The following is a 17,914-nucleotide window of genomic DNA, read 5'->3' on the forward strand; positions in this document are numbered from 1 at the left end:
CCAAAGTTTAGCGGAACCGAATTTTCTGGCCGATGTTATTGGCCTTAGCCTTGGCCACCAAAGCCGCCCCAAGTGCCACGTCGGTGCTGCTAAGACCACGATGCCAGAACAAGATCGTTTCGTCGTCGTTTTCACGGCCCGGTTTCAGTCCTGCGGCGACCTCGCCCAATTCGGCGTGCAGGGTTTCCTCGGACAGTTTCCCAGCATCCACATGGGCGCGCAGTGAACCGTAGGGACGCCCCGGACCACATTGACCCCAGTCATCCACCAACATCTTGTCCATGATATCGGTCAGATCAAATTCAACCGCGCTCATAGTGCCGTAAGGGATCACCAAGGCACCTTTTTTGATCCATTCGGTTTTGAACATGGGTGTAGGCTCTGGTAGCCGTGTCGCCTCGATCAGAATATCCGCGCCTTCAAGACAATCCTGCCAGTTGTCGGTGACGATGATCTTTTTACCCAGATCCTTTTCCAGTCTTTCGCCAAACGCATTGCGGCTTTCTGGCCGACGGGAGTGGATGCGGATTTCATCGAAATCATACAGATGGTTCAACAAACGCACGTTCCAATAGGATGTGCCACGCGATCCCACATGGCCCAGAATCTTGCTGTCCTTGCGCGCCAGATGTTTGGCCCCAAGCGCTGTCACAGCCCCGGTCCGCATGTCGGTGATCGCCGTGGCGTCAATAATAGCAAGGGGCACACCGGTTTCGGGACTGAACAGATTCAAAATCGCCAGTTCCGACGGCAAACCCACTTTGTAATTGTCAACAAAGTCGCCGACCACTTTGACGCCCGCCACCCCGAGCGATTTCACATAGCCGCGCAGGACATTGAAATGCCCTTTGTCCGAACTTTCAGGAACCAGATGCACACGCGGTTCGATGACAGTCTGTTTGTTGCCTTGTGCAATCAGCGCGGATTCAACCGCCGCCAGGATTTCATCGTCGGTCAGGGCAAGTTCTGCAATGTCCAGTGCGTTAAGATAGTCGACCCAGATCTCGGTCATGTTGAAGCCTTTCGGAAAGAGAGAAGTTGTAACGGCACTAAGAGGCAAGAGCCACTGGGCCCAGCACCGCAGCACGGTTGATAAAGCCAAGAACAGGGCCCCCATCTTCGCGGACAATCAGGCCCTCGACCTTTTGGGCGAGGATTTCTGACAGCGCAAAATGCAAGCTGGCACTTGGGGCGATGGTTGGAAAATCGGTGCTCGTCGCAGGGGTCATCCTGTCACGCACTGAAATCAGGTTCAGCTGTTTCAGCGCACGATCCGTACCAAGGAAATCCGCCACAAAAAGACTGTTGGGACGCGCCAGAATATCAATCGGCGCATCATATTGCAGCAATTTGCCATCCCGCATAATCGCAACGCGGTCGCCCATCTTAAGCGCCTCGTCCAGATCATGGGTGACCATCACCACTGTCTTGTTTGTCTTTTTCAGGATTTCCTTGAATTCTGTCTGAACCTTGCTGCGGGTGATCGGATCAATAGCGCCAAAAGGTTCATCCATTAGCATCACCTCGGGGTCCGCAGCCAGCGCACGGGCAAACCCGACCCGCTGACGTTGACCACCTGACAGCGCGTTTGGCAACCGCGGTCCCATTTCGTCAGGGTCCAGCCCGACAAGTTCCAACATCTCATTCACCCGCTTCCGGATCTTGGCTGGATCATGTTTCAATAGGCGTGGCACCGTCGCCACGTTCTCTGAGATCGTCATATGCGGGAACAGACCGACCTGTTGGATCACGTAACCAATAGAGCGCCGCAAGACCTGCGGATCAACCTTGGTCACGTCTTGCCCATTGACCAGAATTTGCCCTGATGTTGGCACTTGAAGACAATTGATCATCCGCATGGTCGTGGTCTTGCCGCAGCCCGACGGCCCGATCAGTGCCACCGTGGTGCCGGTTTCGATTTGCAGACTGACGTCGTCAACAGCGGGACGGCCGCCACTGTTATAGGTCTTGGTGACGTTCCTAAGCTCGATCATCACGGCTCTCCTGAAAGGTTGACGTTTCGGTACGACACGCGGCGTTCTAAAAAGCTAAACCCAACCTCAGCGGCAATCGCCAGGAGAGCGATAGGAACTGCGCCGACCAGCAACCGTGGCATATCCATGATCGCGATACCGGTGCTGATGAAATCACCCAGACCACCGCCCCCGACAAATGAGGCCAATGCTGCACCGCCAATAACCTGAATAGAAGCGATTTTGACGCCCGAGATGATCGGCCCCAAGGCCAATGGCAACTCGATATGCAGCGCAATCTGCAAACGGCTCATGCCCATGCCGGTTGCGGCATCGGTGACTGTTAGGTCAACCTCGGCCACGCCCACAACCGTGTTCAACAACATCGGAGGCACCGCAAGCACGATGAGTGCAACGACCGAAGGAAGAAAGCCAATCCCCAAAAGCGGCAACGCCGCCGACAGGATCGCAAGACTAGGGATCGACCGAATGGCGCCCACGATATTGATCGCAACGAAAGATGCGCGCCGTGAATGTGCCACCAAGAACCCCAACGGAATGGCTATCGCCGCCCCGATAGACATGGCCACAGCAGACATCCATAAATGCTGGTTCAGCGCGATCATAAAGGTGGATTTATGAGCAAGGAACCAAGTGAATGCGTCAAGCAGGTTCATTACATGGCCCCTCCGGTTGTTTTGCGCAGCTTACGTTCAATGGTCGAAAGGGAGAAATCTACTGACAAGGCCAAAGCCGAGGTGAGCGCCCCACCGACAAGAATCTTCTCGGGATAGCGTTGATCGAGGCCTTCGAAGATAATCGTGCCTAGCCCACCGGCATTGATATATGCCGCGATGGTGGCAATCCCGATCACGGTGACTGACGCAATCCGAAGCCCTGCAATGATGAATGGCAGTGCAAGAGGCAATTCGATCTCATAAATCCGCCGCCAACGCCCGTAGCCCATGCCATGTGCGGCATCGATAACTTCGGGCGGCAAATTCTGGAAGCCTGTCGCGATGTTTCGGATCATGATCATCAGCGAATAGGCCGCCAGCCCAATGATCGCAGGAATTGTGCCAATGCCGAAAATTGGAATGAAAAGCGCAAATAGGGCCAGACTGGGGATCGCAAAGAGAATGCCCGTCACGATCATGATGAAGCTGTAAAGCCTAGGTTTTTTGGCGCTGTAGATACCAACGGCCAAGGAAATCACAAAGGCGATCGTGATTGGCACAATCAAAAGGTACAAATGCTCTAGTAAAGCGATTCCGATCCGGTCGAGGTTGTAGGGCCACCAATTCACGAAAGCTGTTCCTCTAGTTCAGTGAGGATCGGGCCTAACCTTTGTTGCTGGATCGCCTCGGCCAGAGCGACAATATCAGGACTGGCTGCACGGTCTTGGGTCAATGGCGCAACAAGCGCCCTTACTGCTTGCTGGATCGCTGCCGTGCCTTGCCCCAAAGTTATGCCTGTTCGCAAATCAACCGCTTGCGCCGCAACCATCAATTCGATCCCGACAAGATAGCGCAGGTTCTCCACGATGGCCGAGAATTTCTCAACGCCGGGCATCAACAAAGATGCGTAATCCTCGACCCGATCCGCGACGGGGATCGCGGCAAATGGCATCGGCATGGCCTGTTGCCCGATCGTTGCGACCAGTGCGGAAACGGTTTTCTGCACTGTTGCGAAACCGTTGGAACCGCCCACGTCAGGTGCCATAAACCGCGGTAAATCAGACATTTCGGCGGACATCATCTTCATGATCCGCTCGCCCGTCATCGCGGCAAGACGCGCTAGGGCCAGTGCCATTGTATCAAAGGAAAGGGCCACATGGGTCGGATCAAAATTCCCGTTGGGCAACACGAGATCAAGCGCCGTATTGACCGCAGGATTGTCGTCGCTGGTCGCAAGTTCCAAGGCAACGGCGTCGCGGGCGTGACAAATTGTGGATTGCACCGCACCGAAAACCGAACTGACACAACGCAGCGATAAAGGGTCTTGCAGCCGCCGCTGTGCTGTGGGCTCCATCAGATTGCCGCCTTCGAGTAAGAACAATAGGCTTTCGGCAATTGTGCCCTGATACGGGGCTGGTCGCAGCGCCGTCGCTGCGGGTGCGAGTGGCGCGATACTGGCGCGAAACCCTTCATAGCTTAATGCCACTGCGGCCACTTGCGCGGCAAAGACACGCTGAACATCCGCGATGGCAAGCGCGGCAAGCCCAAGGGCGGCTGAATTCGATGACACCAGCGCAAGCCCGTCTTTGACACCAAATTTTGGCAGCTCTAGTCCGGCCTCAAGAAAAGCGGTACGCCCGTCTGTCAGGCTGCCATCAGCGCGGATAACAGTGCCTCTACCGGTCAGAACTTCTGCGATATGGGCCATCGGGGCCAAATCTGCCTCTCCGACAGACCCAAGCATCGGAACGCGGGGCACAATACGGTGATTGAGCATCCCTGCCAATGCAGCGGCCACAGCGTAGGACATTCCAGAATGACCAACGCAGACACGCGACAAACGCGTGGCGATCATGGCGCGGGTTTCGACCTCGGTGGCGATACGACCTACCCCAACGGCCCGCGCGCTTGGAATCAAATGCTGGTCATCGCCCGTGCGCACCTTCATGACCGTATCCACGGCCGCGCCAAGACCTGTACTCACGCCGTAAATCGCTTGGCCACTGGCCGCATGCTCTTGCAAGCATGAATAGCTTGCTGCGATTGCTTTGGCGGCATTGGGGGAAATACTTACCGGTGTGAAGCCATGAGCGATCTTGAAAATCGTGCGCGCCGACACTCCCCGAGAGTCGATATTGAGTATCATGAAAAGGGTCCGATCAGTTAGAAACGCAAGGCAGGATCATACCTGCCTTGCACGTTCCTTAGTCAATAATGCCAACGGATTTCAGGAAATCCTGTGCCACATCGCGCGCTTCTTCACGCCCGACCTCTACCCGCTTGTTCAGGGTCCGCATGATGTCATTGTCCAGCTGATCAGAGACGCGATTCAGCATCTCCTCGGCCCCCGGAAACTCTTCAAGCGCGTCTTTGCGAACGACGGGTGCCACGAAATACGGGGGGAAAAGCCCTTTGTCGTCTTCCATTACGACATAGTCTTCAGCTGCAATCTGCCAATCAGTCGCAAACCCGTTGTTCACGTCAATCTGACCCGCAGCCAAGGCATCGTACCGCAGCCCAAGTTTTGCAAACATGCGAAATTCACGAAACTCGGCCCCGTAGACGTTGCGCAGACCGACGAGCCCGTCAGCACGGTCAGGAAATTCCGGCCCTCCGCCAATGGACAGCTCTGGCGCTGCAACGCCTAGGTCGGACAGTGTTTTGAGGTTGTACTTCTCAGCGGTTTCCCGGCGCACCAACATGGCATAGCCGTTGTTGATATGGGCAGGCTCCAGCCACTTTAGATCCAATTCTGTATCATAGTAGCTTTTCACCGTATCATACACGACCTGTGCGTCAGAAGACATCTCGCCTTTGACAACCGCAGACAGGGCCGTGCCGGTGTACTCGGGATACATGTCGATATCCCCACCCGTGAGCGCCGCATGGGCAATCAGCGTACCCCCAAGATTGATCTTGCGCTCAACTGGAATATCAATGCTTTCCAGCGCAGCAGCATAGATTTCACCAAGAATGAATTGTTCGGTGAAGTTCTTGGTGCCAACGACAAAATTATCTGCTTGCGCCCCTTGCCCAATGAACAGCGCCGCGGATGTTGCCAGAGTTGTCACAAGATTTTTCATTGGAGATTTCCCTGTTCGGATCGAAGGCAAGCTCTTTGGCCCCTTCGAAGGTTACCTTTGGATCAAGAGTATGCGCCCACGCCCAGGCTGCTGGAATTTACAGCTAAGTCTTTCATGAAGGATCTGACTCTTGCTTTTATGTATGGACATAAATGTATTTAAGGCAAGCATAAAATGGCGCTGGCGATTTTACCTCATCGCCCAAGTGATGTCGCGAATGGTGCAAGGGGGCAGGCAAGACCGATGGCACCCGTAAGCCATGCAGGTCGCTTGACACACCGCTGTTTGATTATATATGCATGATGCATACATATAAAGCAGAGACTCACCATGGACAGACTAGCAAACCTGCTCAACGCAGCAGCCACGGCCATCTCGGATGCTCAGGCGATGTCGATGGCACGGCATGCGGATCTAAAACCATCAACCACAGGTGCGATTCTGACCTTGGGCCAGCATTCCGCACTTACTCTGTCGGAACTTGCGCGGATTATCGGGCTTAGCCATTCGGCGACAGTAAGGCTGATTGATGGCTTGGCGGACAAGGGACTGGCACGGCGCGGCGATGGGCAGGACCGGCGCGAAGTTGCGGTTTCGCTGACCATTAAAGGTCTTAGGCTTTATGCGGATCTGCGAAAGGCGCAGAGCGAGATACTGATTCCGTTGACCGAGGGACTTACGCCCATGGAACGGGCAACGCTGGAGGTCGCACTTTCCCGTATCCTCGCCGCCTTGACGAAAAGCCGCCAAAGTGCGGATCACATTTGCCGCTTCTGTGACGAAGGGGTCTGCGGGCAGGATGATTGCCCCGTCGAAATTCAGGCCGTCGCGCTGTCACGCGCATGACCGACGCCATAAGCCATCCTGTCCCGTCACGCTCGGTTGCCGTGGCGGCGATGCTCTGCTCAGCGGCGTGCTGGGGGGGCGCGACCGTCATGACCAAAGGGGCGCTTGATGCTTTCGATCCCTTCATCTTGCTGGTCATACAATTGGTGGCCAGTGTTGCCGCGCTTTGGACTGCTGTTCTTCTTTCTTCCACGTCTCTTTTGGCCTTTCGACCGATGGTGCGGGCTGGCTCCACGGGCGTTCTTGAACCCGGATTAGCCTATGCCGTCGGTGTTCCGGGCCTTGCCCTGACCACGGCGGGCAATGCCTCGGTCATCGCAGCCCTCGAGCCCGTGTTCATTTTTCTCGGCGCATGGCTTTTGTTCCGGACCCGGCCAACCCTCAGGGCGATCGTGGCGATCGTCACTGCAGTCATAGGCGTGACACTGGTATCCTTGACCGATCCTGCAGGTCTTGGGGGCGGGTCGGTTTTGGGCGATGGGTTGGTCCTCTTCGGGACAGCGCTTGCGGCTGCCTATGTTCTGGCGTCCAGCAAGCTTGCCGTGACGATGCCTGCGGTCCTTCTGACTGCGTTGCAGCAAACCGCTGGCCTTGGGTTGGTCGTAATCCTAAGCGCATTTGCCTTGTTTGCGGGTTGGCAGTCGCTTCCAGCGTCGGTGACTTTGCCCGCGTTGGGCCTCGCCATCCTTTCGGGCCTGATCCAGTACGCCCTCGCCTTCTGGCTTTACATTGTAGGACTGAAAGGGATTGCACCGGGGCTGGCGGGCATGTTCCTGACGACAACACCCATCTTCGGCGTCTTTGGCGGCATTGTCTTCCTGGGTGAACGCCTTGTGCTGAGCCAGTTGCTGGGCATGACGCTTGTAATTGTGTCGCTTGTTGCCTTGCTCAGATCCCGTGGTGGCTGATGATCACAACAGGTCCGTTCGCAGTTTTCGTCGTTCCGCTACGCCCCAGCGGGTTTCCTGCCGGACCTGAGGGTGCCCGCCCTCAGAACGGGATATCGCCGATACGGTCAACCAACTCGGGGTTTTCGGCCCACAAGCAAAGGTATAGAACCTCGGATACATGTGCATCCTGTCTTCGGTTTTGCAAAGTGAAGGGTAGCTTCAGACAACCTGCGCTGCCCCACATCCAACAGCGTCAGCATGATCAGGCACTGCACCTTTTCAGTGGGGCGCTCTAAGTTGCGCCTCAACACGACAGTCTGGGTAGATGCCTCTGGGTGCCAGACTGCCGGATACAACCCACCTCGGTATGCCGTCGCTTCACGCGCTTAAGCGAAACATCGTTTCCGGGTGAACAGGGCCTCTTTCGGTTCACGACGATCCCTCCTGAACTTTCCAGTTTCAGAATAGTCCCGACACACAAACTGAGGCGGAACAGATTAGGGGCAACGCGACGGATTTAAGCGTCTGAAAGATAACCGTGATTATCTCGTTTCGGCGTCACGCGCCCGATCCACGGGTACAGCTCGCGTTTGGTGCGAATCATCTCAGAGTGGAGCGTGCCCGCATAGAACACTTCTTTAGCTTGTGCGAATCGAGGTCAAATACTATCCTAGGTTGATACGATTTTTTTGATGACTTCCGGTTTTTTTGGGAAACTGCGCTTTCACAATGAACCTCTTACTTTGACAGTGTGAATTTTGCAGTCCCATGCCGGATGCGGGCACGGGGTCGATGTCACAAAAAATGATGCAGAGACTGACGGCCAGAAGGGCCGTTTGCGCGATGTTGGTGCTTCCCGCGATGATGCTGACCACAATGGGGCCAGAGCGGGTGGCGGCGCAGTCTTTTTGCGGGCCGACGATCACCGCATGTGATCTCCAGCAGGATCAACTCTGCCTCGAACGGGTGCTGGCCTGCGGAGAATACGACACTATCATCGCAACGCTCTTTGCCGAGGATGTGGCCCCGACGCTGGACCAGAAATTCGCGCTTGGTGCCGCGTATTTTGGCAATCACGTGCGGGCAAGGGCGACGGGGCTCCAATGTCGGGCCGTCGTGAAAGGGCGTGAATGGCTGCGCGATTACCTCGGTACGGTGGACACAGAGTTCCGGCAAAGCGCAAGTTTCGGGACCTTGGCGCAGATGCGCCAGATCTATCAGGCAACGCAGATGCTTGGCGAGCTAGACCAGGTGGGCGGCTGTCCGGAAAGCGCGCTGACCCGGGCAAGGGTGCAGGCCATCGCAGCGGCAGAGGCGACGCAGTTCGCGAGAGCTATTTTCCTGACGCCGCCCGATGCGGTGGCCGATGTGATGGGCACGCTCAACATCGCGCTGCGAACCTTCGTCTCCCAAGCCTCGGATCTTGAGACAGGGATCGCGCTGCGCCGGATCGAGATTGAGGCGGCGGGCCGGGTGCTGGGCAATGTGCGCGGCCTTTTCGATGAGGTGTTCGGCGGTGTGTCGGGCGAAGGTACGGCGCTGCGCGTCGATAGCGTGGTACTGGATCAGCTCCTGGCCGATGGCCGCGCAAGGCTGCGCCGCGTGGAAAATCGTGAGGATGCCTTTCGGGTGGCGCTTGGGGGTTTCGGGCCTGCAGATTACGCCGAGGTCAGGACCGAGACGGTCCGCAAGGCGCAGGGGTTCCTAAAGGAATCGGCCTTTCATATCAATATGATCGGCGTGCTTATGCCGACCGATCCGGCACGGCCGTTCCCGCAGCTTGAGGGCGTTTTGGGCGCGGACAGCCCGGCCAATGCGGCGCGCGAGGCGCTGTCGGATATTCGGCTGGATTGGCGGTCGCTGGGGGATGCGAATGGCAATTGCGCGCTGCCTAATGCCGCGGAACGCGTGTGGTACTGCCGATGAGACAGCTCTTGTGGATTACGCTCGTGATATGCCTGTCGGGGCCAGCAGAGGCGCAGAACGCGGTGCTGGACCGTGCCTATGGCATCAGCAAGCTCGACGGATTCTGGCGGGCAACGTTGGGTAGCGAAGCGCCTGACCTTGCCGCGTTCGAGATGTTCGAAAGTGTTGCAGCTGTGCCTGAGCCGGTGCGCGAGCCGGCAGTTGATTTCGGCGTGCCGATCATCGGCGAAGTGGTGGGAGAGACCGCCCCCGGCACGGATGGCCAAGGGGCCAGACTGGCCTTTCCGGTCATCCCCCTAACCGAGGAAGAGGCCGGGCCGCTGATGCGGCGGCTGGCCTGGGCAGAGCTTTACCTGACGCGTGTGGGTTACTACGCCGAGGATCAGGAAGACCCGTCAGAGATGGTCGCGGCGCTGGCCGCGAGGCAAAAGGCTGCGGCGCTCGAGGCCTATCTGATCACCGCGCGGCTTTACTTTGCAGCGCCGGACCTGACGGAGAAATGCACAAGGCTTACGCGCATGGCGGCGCTTGAGGACAGCGCGCTTGAGACGAGCGTGGAGATTACACCGGCTGAGGGCTGGGCCGCGCTGCAACCGTTGAAAGCAGCGGCCGCGGAGCGGCTGGGGGGATCGGCACTCTCCGATCTGGTCTGCGCGTTCGAGCCGGTGCGGGGGCGGGCCGAAACCGTGCGGCTGATCGAGGTCCGGGTAAGGGAGCGGATCGCGCTGGAGGCGCGGGCAAAGGTAGAGGACAGCCTGACACTGCTCAACGCGGCAGCGGAAGAATTCCAGAGCCTCGTCACCGCGATGGACGTAGAGATCCTGACAGCGGAGATCCTCGAATTGGAGCGCGTTTTCGGCAATGCGGCGGCGAATATCCGTTTGGTGCAGAACGACCAGCTGAAGGCCGAAAAGACCATTGCAGAGCTGGAAGCAGTGGATCTTTCCGCGTTGAACCAGCCGGGTGAGATGTCGGAATACCAAGCGGCACAGGGTCAGATGGTTGCGATGGTGGCACTCATGGACGGGGTGCTGACAGAGCTGGCGGCGCTGGCCGAACTGCTGCCAGATGACGGGCTGGCGGAATGCCGGGGGCTTGGGTCGGTCTATGACGGGCTGGATATGAACCGCGACTCCTTTGTCCTGTCGAGCGAAATCGAAGGACCCTACGTCGCCTGCCTCGCGCGCGCACGGGCGCTGGTAGAGGCGGGCACCTCCCCAAGTCTTGAGACAGAATTGATGGCCGAACTGGCCCGCCATGTCGGCCAGATCAGCGCCAATTTGCTGGAGGAATTGCAATGATCCGGCACTTTTCCTTGATCCTTGTGCTGGCTCTTGCCGCCGCCCTGCCGGGGCGGGTGGCAGAGGCGCAGCAATGCCTCGACGTGTCGGCGGAGGAGGCGCAGTTGCACGCGGCCGAGCTGGTCACGTTGCTCCAGATCGCCACGTTCCGGGGCGACCTGAAATACATGTCGGACGTAGCGCCAGAGTTGGAATCCTATCTTGATAGCTGCGGGTCCGATCCGGGCGGGCGGCTGGCGCAGGTCTGTGGCTTTGACTGCCACTTGCAACTGGCGCGCTACCGTCTGTTCCTCGCCTCTGACCTGCCATTTCTCTCCACCGCAGGTGTTCTGAGCCGCGACAGCACGCTGCTGTCGCCGCAGAGCGCGCAACAACATGCAGAAGACGGGATTGCGGTGGCCGAACGGGGGCTGAAACTGCTTGCCCGGCAACAAGGAAGCGCCGAGGCAGATGACGCGTTTCGCACCTATACACGGCAGCTTGTGGGGCTGAGCAGCGTCAAGATCAGGCTGCGCATGACTGTGGGCGACACTTGGTATCAGACGATGAGTGAGGCGCGCGTCAAATCGTTGGGTTTTGCCGTCAGCGAGGCGTTAGAGGTGATCCCGGGCGCCGCGCTGGAAGATCAGCCAAACCTGCACAAAGCGCACACGCAATATGAGTTCGCGCTCTGGACTCTGATCGAGACCAAGACCGACATCCCGGCAGAACAGACCTATGATGATCTGCGCGCCGATCTCACGATCCTCGAAGGCGAGTTGCAGGCAAGAATGGAGAGCCTGAGACGGGGGATGATCTTTCTCAATATCGATCCGGTGGCGTTCACCACGATCCCTTTTGAGGAGCTGCAACAGGCGCTTGACCGGACAAAACGCGATCTGGAGGCGGTCGAGGCGCGGATGGAGGCCATTGTGCGCGAATGGTCGGCGGCGTCCGAGGGGCAGGCGACACGCGCCATTGATGAGCGCCGCGTGGTGCGGGGGCAAAAGATCAATCTTCTCGCGCATCAGATCGGCAAACTGGAAACAGAGGCGCAGATCCTGACCGGCGAAGTGCAGCAAGAGATAAGTGCGCTGGACGCAGAGCTAGACACCTTCAGCCGACGGCAACAGATCAGAAACCTCGAGATCGCGCTGTCCACCAAGATCGCGGAATTCGAGAACCGCCGCCAGCAATTGCAGGAACGCCAGGCGCTCGACCTTATCGCGATTACCAAGGAAGCAGAGATCGAGCGGCGAGCGGAACTGCGTTGGCTGCTGAGTTTCGAGATGACGCGGATGAACCTTGATCTGCAGGTATCGTCGCTGGAAAGCCAGATAGGGGAATATGACCGGCAACTGGCGCGCAATCGGACGCAGTTGGAAACGCTGGTGCGGCAGCGGGCGATTCTGGAAACGCGGATTGTCGATGCACAGAGTTCCATCGAGGGCGCAAAGCAGCGGATCGACCGGATCGACGTAACACAGGTGGACGTGCACGCGCTGCGGCGGAATGTGATCCGAGAGGACATTTGCGGCGTTGAAAACCAGCTTGCCCTTATCGGCGAGACGCTGGACACGCCTTTTGCCCCCGCTCTGCCGGGCGAGGAACCCTGCGACGTGGTCAGCCCGTCTTTCACTCGTGTGGAATACCAAGACACGATGTGCGGCACTGACAGCGAGCCGGGACTGCGCGCCAAGCTGAACGATGCAAGAATCCTTGGCCGAGCCTTCATACTGAAATGTGTGATCGGCGACCCTGTGGAACTGGCCGAGCTTGAGCCGATGGCCGAAGCCTCGACCCTGATCGACAGCGGGCTGAGCCTTGAGGATGAACTGGGCGCCGTCTCTTGCAACGGCTTTTCGCAAACCGAGGTGGATTTTGCCAAGGGCATCTATGACGCGGAAAAGGCGCTGTTGGAGAAGCAGCGGGTCGGGCTGGAACAGCAGCGCGACAAGGTGAATGAGCAGCTTGATTTCGTGACGGGCTGGGCGAGTGATTTTCAGAACACAATTTTGGGTCTGCAGACTGGTTTGGCCGTCGTGCAAGGCGCCTATGCGGCACTGGCCGGGGTGCCGGAAACCACGGTTGCCGCTGCCGGCATGGCGAGCGGCGTCTACACCACGATCAAGGTGGACAAGCCCGCCTATGCGGTGATGGAAGCCGCGCGCGTGGCGCTCAATACCGCGCTGGCATTCGGCAAGATCAACATCCAGACCGAAAGTCAGGTCCGTGCCTTTGCCACGCAGCTGGCCAATATCCGCGAGGCCAATGAGCGGATTGATTTCGAGAAAGCGGTCAAGGCGCTGGCGCTTCATCGGGCGCATTTCCAGTTGGCCGGGAAACGGGCCGAGGGGCTGCAGGCGATTAAAGAGCTTGAGCTGCAGGGATCGATGGCCGCGGTGGATTGCGACAACGCGCAGCTTGGCATTGATGAACAGGTCGCAAGGCTCAAGGCGCAGCACACCCGGATGTTGGCGACGATGGAGTTGCAGGCAGAGGAAAACGCGCTTCTGGATTTTGATCGGTTGCAGCAAGAAGGGCTCATCGAGCGGTATTTCAACGAGATCGCTATCCTGCAGCTTGAGCTTGAAAAGCTGGCGCTGAACGAGGCGCAGCTGACCGAGGATAACGCGCAGCTGGGCGCGCTGGTGGGCGCTGCTCAGGGACGGATCGAGCGGATCGAGATGACCCGCGCAACGGTCGAAGGGTTGGCCGAGGAAAGCCAGCAGGTGACCACCGTAATTGACGAGCTGCGGCAAAGACAGGCCGATCAGCAGTTGGCGATTTCCAACTCGGAACTGGCCTTTGTCGAGGCGCGCATTCGTGGCGAAGAGGGCAATACCGAGCAATTGGTGAACGCGCTTGAAGGCTCCATCGAGCTGGTGGGCCAGCGGGCAGAGCTCAAGACGCAGATCGAGCAGGTGCAGGCGGATATGCTGGTGCAGGTGGCCGCGCAGCGCGAGGAGATGGTCAACCTTGCCAGTGAGATCGACGACCCGGACGAGCGGCGGCAGCTTTTCATCGCGAGTCAAGAAACACTAAGCGAGCTTTTGCGCGGGATCCCGGATTACATTTCGGCCAAGCGCACCAGCCTGACCACGGCGAACCGGCTGCTGCACCTGATGCGGCAACGGTATTCCCTGGTGTTGGGCATCACCGGCCGGCGCGAGGATTATCCGCTGACCTACGTCAAGGATGCGGCGCAATTGACGGCGCTGGTCTCGGAAATCGAGGGGCAGAGGTTCTTTGACGAAACCGAAATTCCAATCGAGGTGGCGCGCGTGGTGGTGCCGTCGCAATCGGGCTTCATCAAGAAACTGGCGCTCGACGAGGAAGTGACCTTTGAAATCTCGCCCTTCGCGGGCAGTGACGACGCGATGCGCGAGGCCGGGTTCTTTGTCATCTGGGACGAAAAGTTTCGCGAGCGCAAAACGATGACGCTGATAGATGTGCTGATCGGGGCGCAGTACACCTGCACTGGGGCCCAGTGGAATACCTACACGCTGAGCCATCTTGGGTCCGGCACGGTGTTCCGGCCGCTGGCCGAAGGATCGCCAGTGACGGTGCCGGAACGGATCATCGGGCCGAGCAGGGGTGGGCAGCACACTTTCTACAACATGGCCGCAAACGAGGCCGATCTGAACCGGGTACTTAGCTATTGGCAGTTCAACCGCTTTGCGGCGCGGAAATTCCCCCGCATGCCCGGGCCGCCCAACGATCAGGACGCGATTCTGCCATTCCTCGGCGCGCCGGTTTACGGAACCTACAAGCTGGCCGTGAACCCATCCGATTGCCCGTTTGAAGGCGCGGTTTTCACCCTTCTCTTCCTGTTTGCGAGCACGCCATGAGCCGATTTGTCTCTCTGACGGCGCTGGCCGTTTTGATCGGGGCCCCAGGTGCAGAGGCACGCGATACGGCGCGCAATTCTATCGAAGGTTACGTGATCGAACGCGCCGTCATCCGCGCGCCGAACTGCGAGGGCCCTGCGTTTGACGATGTGCGGATCGAGGCGTTTGAAAAAGGCGTCTGCCAGTTCCATCAGCCCGCCCGCTCGGCCGAACAGCTGGACCGTGTCTTGAAACTCCTCAACCGGGCGCAGGTGCAGGGGCTTCCGGTGGTGCATCAGCAACTGGCGGGGTTCCTGACCGGGCTGGGGCACTGCGCGACTGCAGAACGCCACCTCGACACCTTTCGTGGATCAGGCAATGCAGATCTGACCGCGCGGGACAATTTCTGCGCCGCGAGGATGCAGAGCCAGGCAGAGCTGAACGCCATCCGGTGGGACTTTGCCCTCTTTGACTATGCCGAGGATCTGGGCGTGCCGAATACGCTCGACACGCGGCTGGGCGAAATGGCTTCGTGTTATTCCGGTGTCCTTGCCCCCGGGTTCGACGCGGAATGTGGGCTGATCACCAATATCACCGAAACCGAGCTGAACGTTTTTGTCGACGAAGCCACCGACGCTGTCGTCCAGACCTATTTCACCGGCGTTGAAAGCCCCATCACGGCCATGTTCCAACGCAAGCGCGAGCGTGCAGAGGGCGTGCTCGCTATGGCGGGCGCGTCGATCCAGGGTCTCAAGGACGGCGCAGCCGCAGTGAACGCGGAATACACCGCCTACCACAGTGCCTACGAGACAGAGCGCGATGCCAAGATGACGCCGATTTACGAGAATTACCGCGAAAGCATCCTGCGGGCGACGGCCATCCTCGACGAGTTCAACCGCTGGAAAGAAGGGCTCTTCATGACCAGCGACAACGTCAACCTGTTGCCAAAGATCGTGGAACGGGGCGTGGAACTGACCGAGGAACTGGCCCGCGTCGAGACCGATGACTATGCGGCCCGGGCGGGCAAACTGGTGGATGATGTGCGCGCGGTGGTGCAGTCCGAGGCAGAGCACCGGGCGCTGATCGGCCAGCTTTGCCGGGTGTATTTCTGCGAACTTGCCAGCCGCCGTCGGATGATCGCGACGCAGCATGTCTGCCGCCAGCCCGCGCTGACCAATAACCCGATCTGCCTGAATGCGCAGGGGCAGATGAAGGGTGGCGATTTGCAGGTGAACTTTGGCGGCGAGCAAAGAATCGGAGTTGCCGATTTCTGCCGCGCTGCGGGGATTGATGATGTGTTCCTGACGGTGGGCCTTTCGCCCGCGACGGCGCTGACCTGTATGGGCCAGATGCCATGAGGAGGGGGGTGCTCATCTCGCTGATCTGCCTTGCGGCAGGTGCCGCGCGGGCAGAGGAACCCGCGCTGGCTCGGTATGTGACGGACGACAATGTGGATGTTTACGTGGCGCTTTTTGGCGGTCAGGCGGTGGAACTTGCAGGTTGCGCAAGCGAGGGCGCAGTGAGGGCGCTGATCGAGATGCCGAATGACCGGCCCATTTCAGACCGAACGCAGGTCGATCTGACGGACAGCGCGGCACTTGGCGCACATCCCGCTATTCCCTGCAACCCGCCACCTTTGGCCGAGGCCGCATGGCCCGGTAGCGTGCCGATTTGGGCCGATCTGACGGCAAACGGGCGGTATCTGCTGGCCGCGCCGAACGGGGCGGGGTTCTACGCGGTGGATGCGAAATGCGAGGCGATCAAGACCGCCTTGAGCATTCGCGAACGCGCGCAAGGTGCGGGGTTTCAGGGCTTTGGCCAGCCTGATCCGCTGGAGCTTCGTTTGACAATCAATTGCGGGCCCGGGGCGGAGGCGCAGGGCCCGGTGGTCCCCGATGCCGACAGCGGTGCAGAGGGCTGGACCTTGCATAGTGCAGAGCTTTTCATGAGCGAGGCGGGGCTGCCCGATACGCTCTTGGTTGCCAGCGCTCCGATGGGCGAGGGGCGGGGATATCTTCCGATCCGACGGCTCGACGGGGTCGAGATTGCGCCCCTGTTCCTTGAAGGTGGCGCAAGACTGGAGGCCGCAAAGGCCGCATTGCGTATGCTCTTTGCCGTACCCGAGGAGGACGTGGTGTCGCCCTTGGGTTTCGAGGAGCTGGAGGCGGTGCAATCGGCGCTCTTTGCTGACATCTGCACGCGGAATTGTGATGGATATGATCACAGCCATGGTTTCTTTGCCCTGCCGGGGATCGACGTTGCGCTGAGCTTTGAGGGCGTGGAACAGACGCCGGCCGCGCTCGATATTCTGGGGCGGGACCTGTCGGGTCTGCGTTTTGCTGACGGGCGGGCGCTCTGGCTACAGGGCTGTGCGGCGGTGGCCAGTGCCTTGGGCATCGTGCCGGGCGAGGGCGATTGGAAATCCATGGCTCGGGCGGCGCACTTGGGGGCCGGTCAAGCGGCGGCGATGCGTTGTAACGCGGCGCGTGCGGCGACCTGCATAAGGGTGATCGGGCCGGGCCTGCCGCTGGTGCCGGAAGTCTTCCATGCCAGCGGTTCCTGCGCTGGCAAGACGCGCCTCATCCTGCATCTGCCTGAGGCCGTGACAGCAACAGCGCCGCTCATGATCGACGCAGAGCGGGGCTTTGCTGAGGTCGAGATCGCCCCGATGCCCGGGCTTGAACGGGCCATCTTGACGGTTCCCGCAGGTGCCTCGGGCGCGGCGTCGCCCTGTCTTTTGTCCTCGCCCCGCGTGATGATCCATAGCCGCGGCGATCTCAGGCTGATGCTGCGCGACGTAACTCTCCGGCGGCGTCTGGAAGAGGTGCCGCAAGAGGCGATCGGGCTGCATTCCGATGGCGGCACTCTGGTCACCGATGGGGTGATTATGGTGGCCGATGGCGATGCCGGGCTGCCGCCGGAACGGGGCATTTCACTCTGTTCTGGCGCATATTATGCGCGGGCGACGCGGGTTCAGGCAGGCACCATCGCGGTGCAAGGGTCCAACAGTCGGCTGGCGATCAGTGGGGCACCGGGGGCACCCACAACGCTCGGATCGGCGCGGTATGCGATTTCAGCCTCTGCCGGGGCGGAAATGATCCTGAGCAATGTAACGCTGACTGGCCGGGTGGGCGCGTCGCTTTTCAACGCGACCCTCGACGCCACGAACCTGCGGCTGGTCAGCACCGATGCGCAAAGCGGGTCATCTACAGCGCTGCAGTTTCGCGGCGCTTCAGAGGCGCAGCTGATGCAATCGACAGCGCAGGGATTTGCCTGTGTTGGCACATTTTGGACTGCGGGCAGCGCCGCCATCTTCACCCTGCCCGGTAACAATCTGACTGCGGATAACACCCGGCCCTCCTGCGGAGCGGGAACCGTCCAGATACTTGAATAAAATGAAGGGATTAGA

At 59.3% G+C, this 17,914-nt stretch carries 13 protein-coding genes; 7 read left to right on the top strand and 6 right to left on the bottom strand.

All coding sequences use genetic code 11. From position 1 onward, the window contains the following. Positions 1-7: 7 nt before the first annotated feature. The 6 genes from ACLGGT_RS09390 to ACLGGT_RS09415 are packed head-to-tail and all read right to left on the bottom strand — an operon-like array spanning position 8 to position 5,733. Complete coding sequence (locus ACLGGT_RS09390) at positions 8-1,012, bottom strand: ornithine cyclodeaminase family protein (RefSeq protein ID WP_008283115.1); 1,005 nt, start codon at positions 1,010-1,012, stop codon at positions 8-10. A 37-nt stretch (positions 1,013-1,049) separates the two neighbouring features. After that, a complete protein-coding gene (locus tag ACLGGT_RS09395; RefSeq protein WP_037298920.1) occupies positions 1,050-1,994 on the bottom strand; it encodes an ABC transporter ATP-binding protein in 945 nt (314 codons plus the stop codon). Beyond that, on the bottom strand, positions 1,994-2,650 hold the full coding sequence (locus ACLGGT_RS09400) for an ABC transporter permease (RefSeq protein ID WP_008283117.1): 657 nt from the start codon (positions 2,648-2,650) through the stop codon (positions 1,994-1,996). Before ACLGGT_RS09400 ends, ACLGGT_RS09395 begins: the two co-directional genes overlap by 1 nt. After that, positions 2,650-3,279 carry an ABC transporter permease gene (locus ACLGGT_RS09405; RefSeq protein ID WP_375554298.1) on the bottom strand — a complete coding sequence of 210 codons (630 nt, stop codon included), beginning with the start codon at positions 3,277-3,279 and terminating at the stop codon, positions 2,650-2,652. The genes ACLGGT_RS09400 and ACLGGT_RS09405 overlap by 1 nt, the downstream gene beginning before the upstream one ends. After that, positions 3,276-4,796, bottom strand: coding sequence for an HAL/PAL/TAL family ammonia-lyase (locus ACLGGT_RS09410; RefSeq protein WP_437195828.1), 1,521 nt, complete (start codon positions 4,794-4,796; stop codon positions 3,276-3,278). The genes ACLGGT_RS09405 and ACLGGT_RS09410 overlap by 4 nt, the downstream gene beginning before the upstream one ends. A gap of 58 nt (positions 4,797-4,854) precedes the next feature. Continuing rightward, the gene (locus ACLGGT_RS09415) at positions 4,855-5,733 is read right to left on the bottom strand and encodes a glycine betaine ABC transporter substrate-binding protein (RefSeq protein ID WP_008283120.1); all 879 of its coding nucleotides are present in this window, start codon (positions 5,731-5,733) and stop codon (positions 4,855-4,857) included. Positions 5,734-6,063: 330 nt separating this feature from the next. Between ACLGGT_RS09415 and ACLGGT_RS09420 the strand changes: the two genes are divergently transcribed. The 7 genes from ACLGGT_RS09420 to ACLGGT_RS09450 all read left to right on the top strand — a co-directional run bounded on the left by ACLGGT_RS09420 (position 6,064) and on the right by ACLGGT_RS09450 (position 17,899). Further along, entirely contained in the window at positions 6,064-6,579 is a 516-nt protein-coding gene (locus ACLGGT_RS09420) for a MarR family winged helix-turn-helix transcriptional regulator (protein WP_422002981.1), read from the top strand. Continuing rightward, complete coding sequence (locus ACLGGT_RS09425; RefSeq protein ID WP_008283122.1) at positions 6,576-7,487, top strand: DMT family transporter; 912 nt, start codon at positions 6,576-6,578, stop codon at positions 7,485-7,487. The genes ACLGGT_RS09420 and ACLGGT_RS09425 overlap by 4 nt, the downstream gene beginning before the upstream one ends. 825 nt (positions 7,488-8,312) lie before the next feature. After that, the gene (locus ACLGGT_RS09430) at positions 8,313-9,395 is read left to right on the top strand and encodes a hypothetical protein (RefSeq protein ID WP_375554293.1); all 1,083 of its coding nucleotides are present in this window, start codon (positions 8,313-8,315) and stop codon (positions 9,393-9,395) included. Next, a complete protein-coding gene (locus ACLGGT_RS09435; protein ID WP_157667272.1) occupies positions 9,392-10,696 on the top strand; it encodes a hypothetical protein in 1,305 nt (434 codons plus the stop codon). The genes ACLGGT_RS09430 and ACLGGT_RS09435 overlap by 4 nt, the downstream gene beginning before the upstream one ends. After that, on the top strand, positions 10,693-14,526 hold the full coding sequence (locus ACLGGT_RS09440) for a hypothetical protein (RefSeq protein ID WP_437195829.1): 3,834 nt from the start codon (positions 10,693-10,695) through the stop codon (positions 14,524-14,526). The genes ACLGGT_RS09435 and ACLGGT_RS09440 overlap by 4 nt, the downstream gene beginning before the upstream one ends. Continuing rightward, positions 14,523-15,863: a hypothetical protein gene (locus tag ACLGGT_RS09445; RefSeq protein WP_437195830.1), complete on the top strand. Its 1,341-nt coding sequence runs from the start codon at positions 14,523-14,525 to the stop codon at positions 15,861-15,863. The genes ACLGGT_RS09440 and ACLGGT_RS09445 overlap by 4 nt, the downstream gene beginning before the upstream one ends. Before the next feature lie 8 nt (positions 15,864-15,871). Further along, positions 15,872-17,899 carry a hypothetical protein gene (locus ACLGGT_RS09450; protein WP_437195832.1) on the top strand — a complete coding sequence of 676 codons (2,028 nt, stop codon included), beginning with the start codon at positions 15,872-15,874 and terminating at the stop codon, positions 17,897-17,899. The last annotated feature ends 15 nt before the right edge of the window (positions 17,900-17,914 follow it).

This window comes from Roseovarius sp. MS2 (assembly GCF_051447875.1).
Lineage (GTDB): Bacteria > Pseudomonadota > Alphaproteobacteria > Rhodobacterales > Rhodobacteraceae > Roseovarius > Roseovarius mucosus_A.

What these genes read in the sequence shown, in the direction of transcription:
- ACLGGT_RS09390 (WP_008283115.1), bottom strand. Translation starts at nt 1,012, where the DNA reads ATGACCGAGATCTGGGTCGACTATCTTAACGCACTGGACATTGCAGAA.
- ACLGGT_RS09395 (WP_037298920.1), bottom strand. Translation starts at nt 1,994, where the DNA reads ATGATCGAGCTTAGGAACGTCACCAAGACCTATAACAGTGGCGGCCGT.
- ACLGGT_RS09400 (WP_008283117.1), bottom strand. Translation starts at nt 2,650, where the DNA reads ATGAACCTGCTTGACGCATTCACTTGGTTCCTTGCTCATAAATCCACC.
- ACLGGT_RS09410 (WP_437195828.1), bottom strand. Translation starts at nt 4,796, where the DNA reads ATGATACTCAATATCGACTCTCGGGGAGTGTCGGCGCGCACGATTTTC.
- ACLGGT_RS09415 (WP_008283120.1), bottom strand. Translation starts at nt 5,733, where the DNA reads ATGAAAAATCTTGTGACAACTCTGGCAACATCCGCGGCGCTGTTCATT.
- ACLGGT_RS09420 (WP_422002981.1), top strand. Translation starts at nt 6,064, where the DNA reads ATGGACAGACTAGCAAACCTGCTCAACGCAGCAGCCACGGCCATCTCG.
- ACLGGT_RS09425 (WP_008283122.1), top strand. Translation starts at nt 6,576, where the DNA reads ATGACCGACGCCATAAGCCATCCTGTCCCGTCACGCTCGGTTGCCGTG.
- ACLGGT_RS09430 (WP_375554293.1), top strand. Translation starts at nt 8,313, where the DNA reads ATGTTGGTGCTTCCCGCGATGATGCTGACCACAATGGGGCCAGAGCGG.
- ACLGGT_RS09435 (WP_157667272.1), top strand. Translation starts at nt 9,392, where the DNA reads ATGAGACAGCTCTTGTGGATTACGCTCGTGATATGCCTGTCGGGGCCA.
- ACLGGT_RS09440 (WP_437195829.1), top strand. Translation starts at nt 10,693, where the DNA reads ATGATCCGGCACTTTTCCTTGATCCTTGTGCTGGCTCTTGCCGCCGCC.
- ACLGGT_RS09445 (WP_437195830.1), top strand. Translation starts at nt 14,523, where the DNA reads ATGAGCCGATTTGTCTCTCTGACGGCGCTGGCCGTTTTGATCGGGGCC.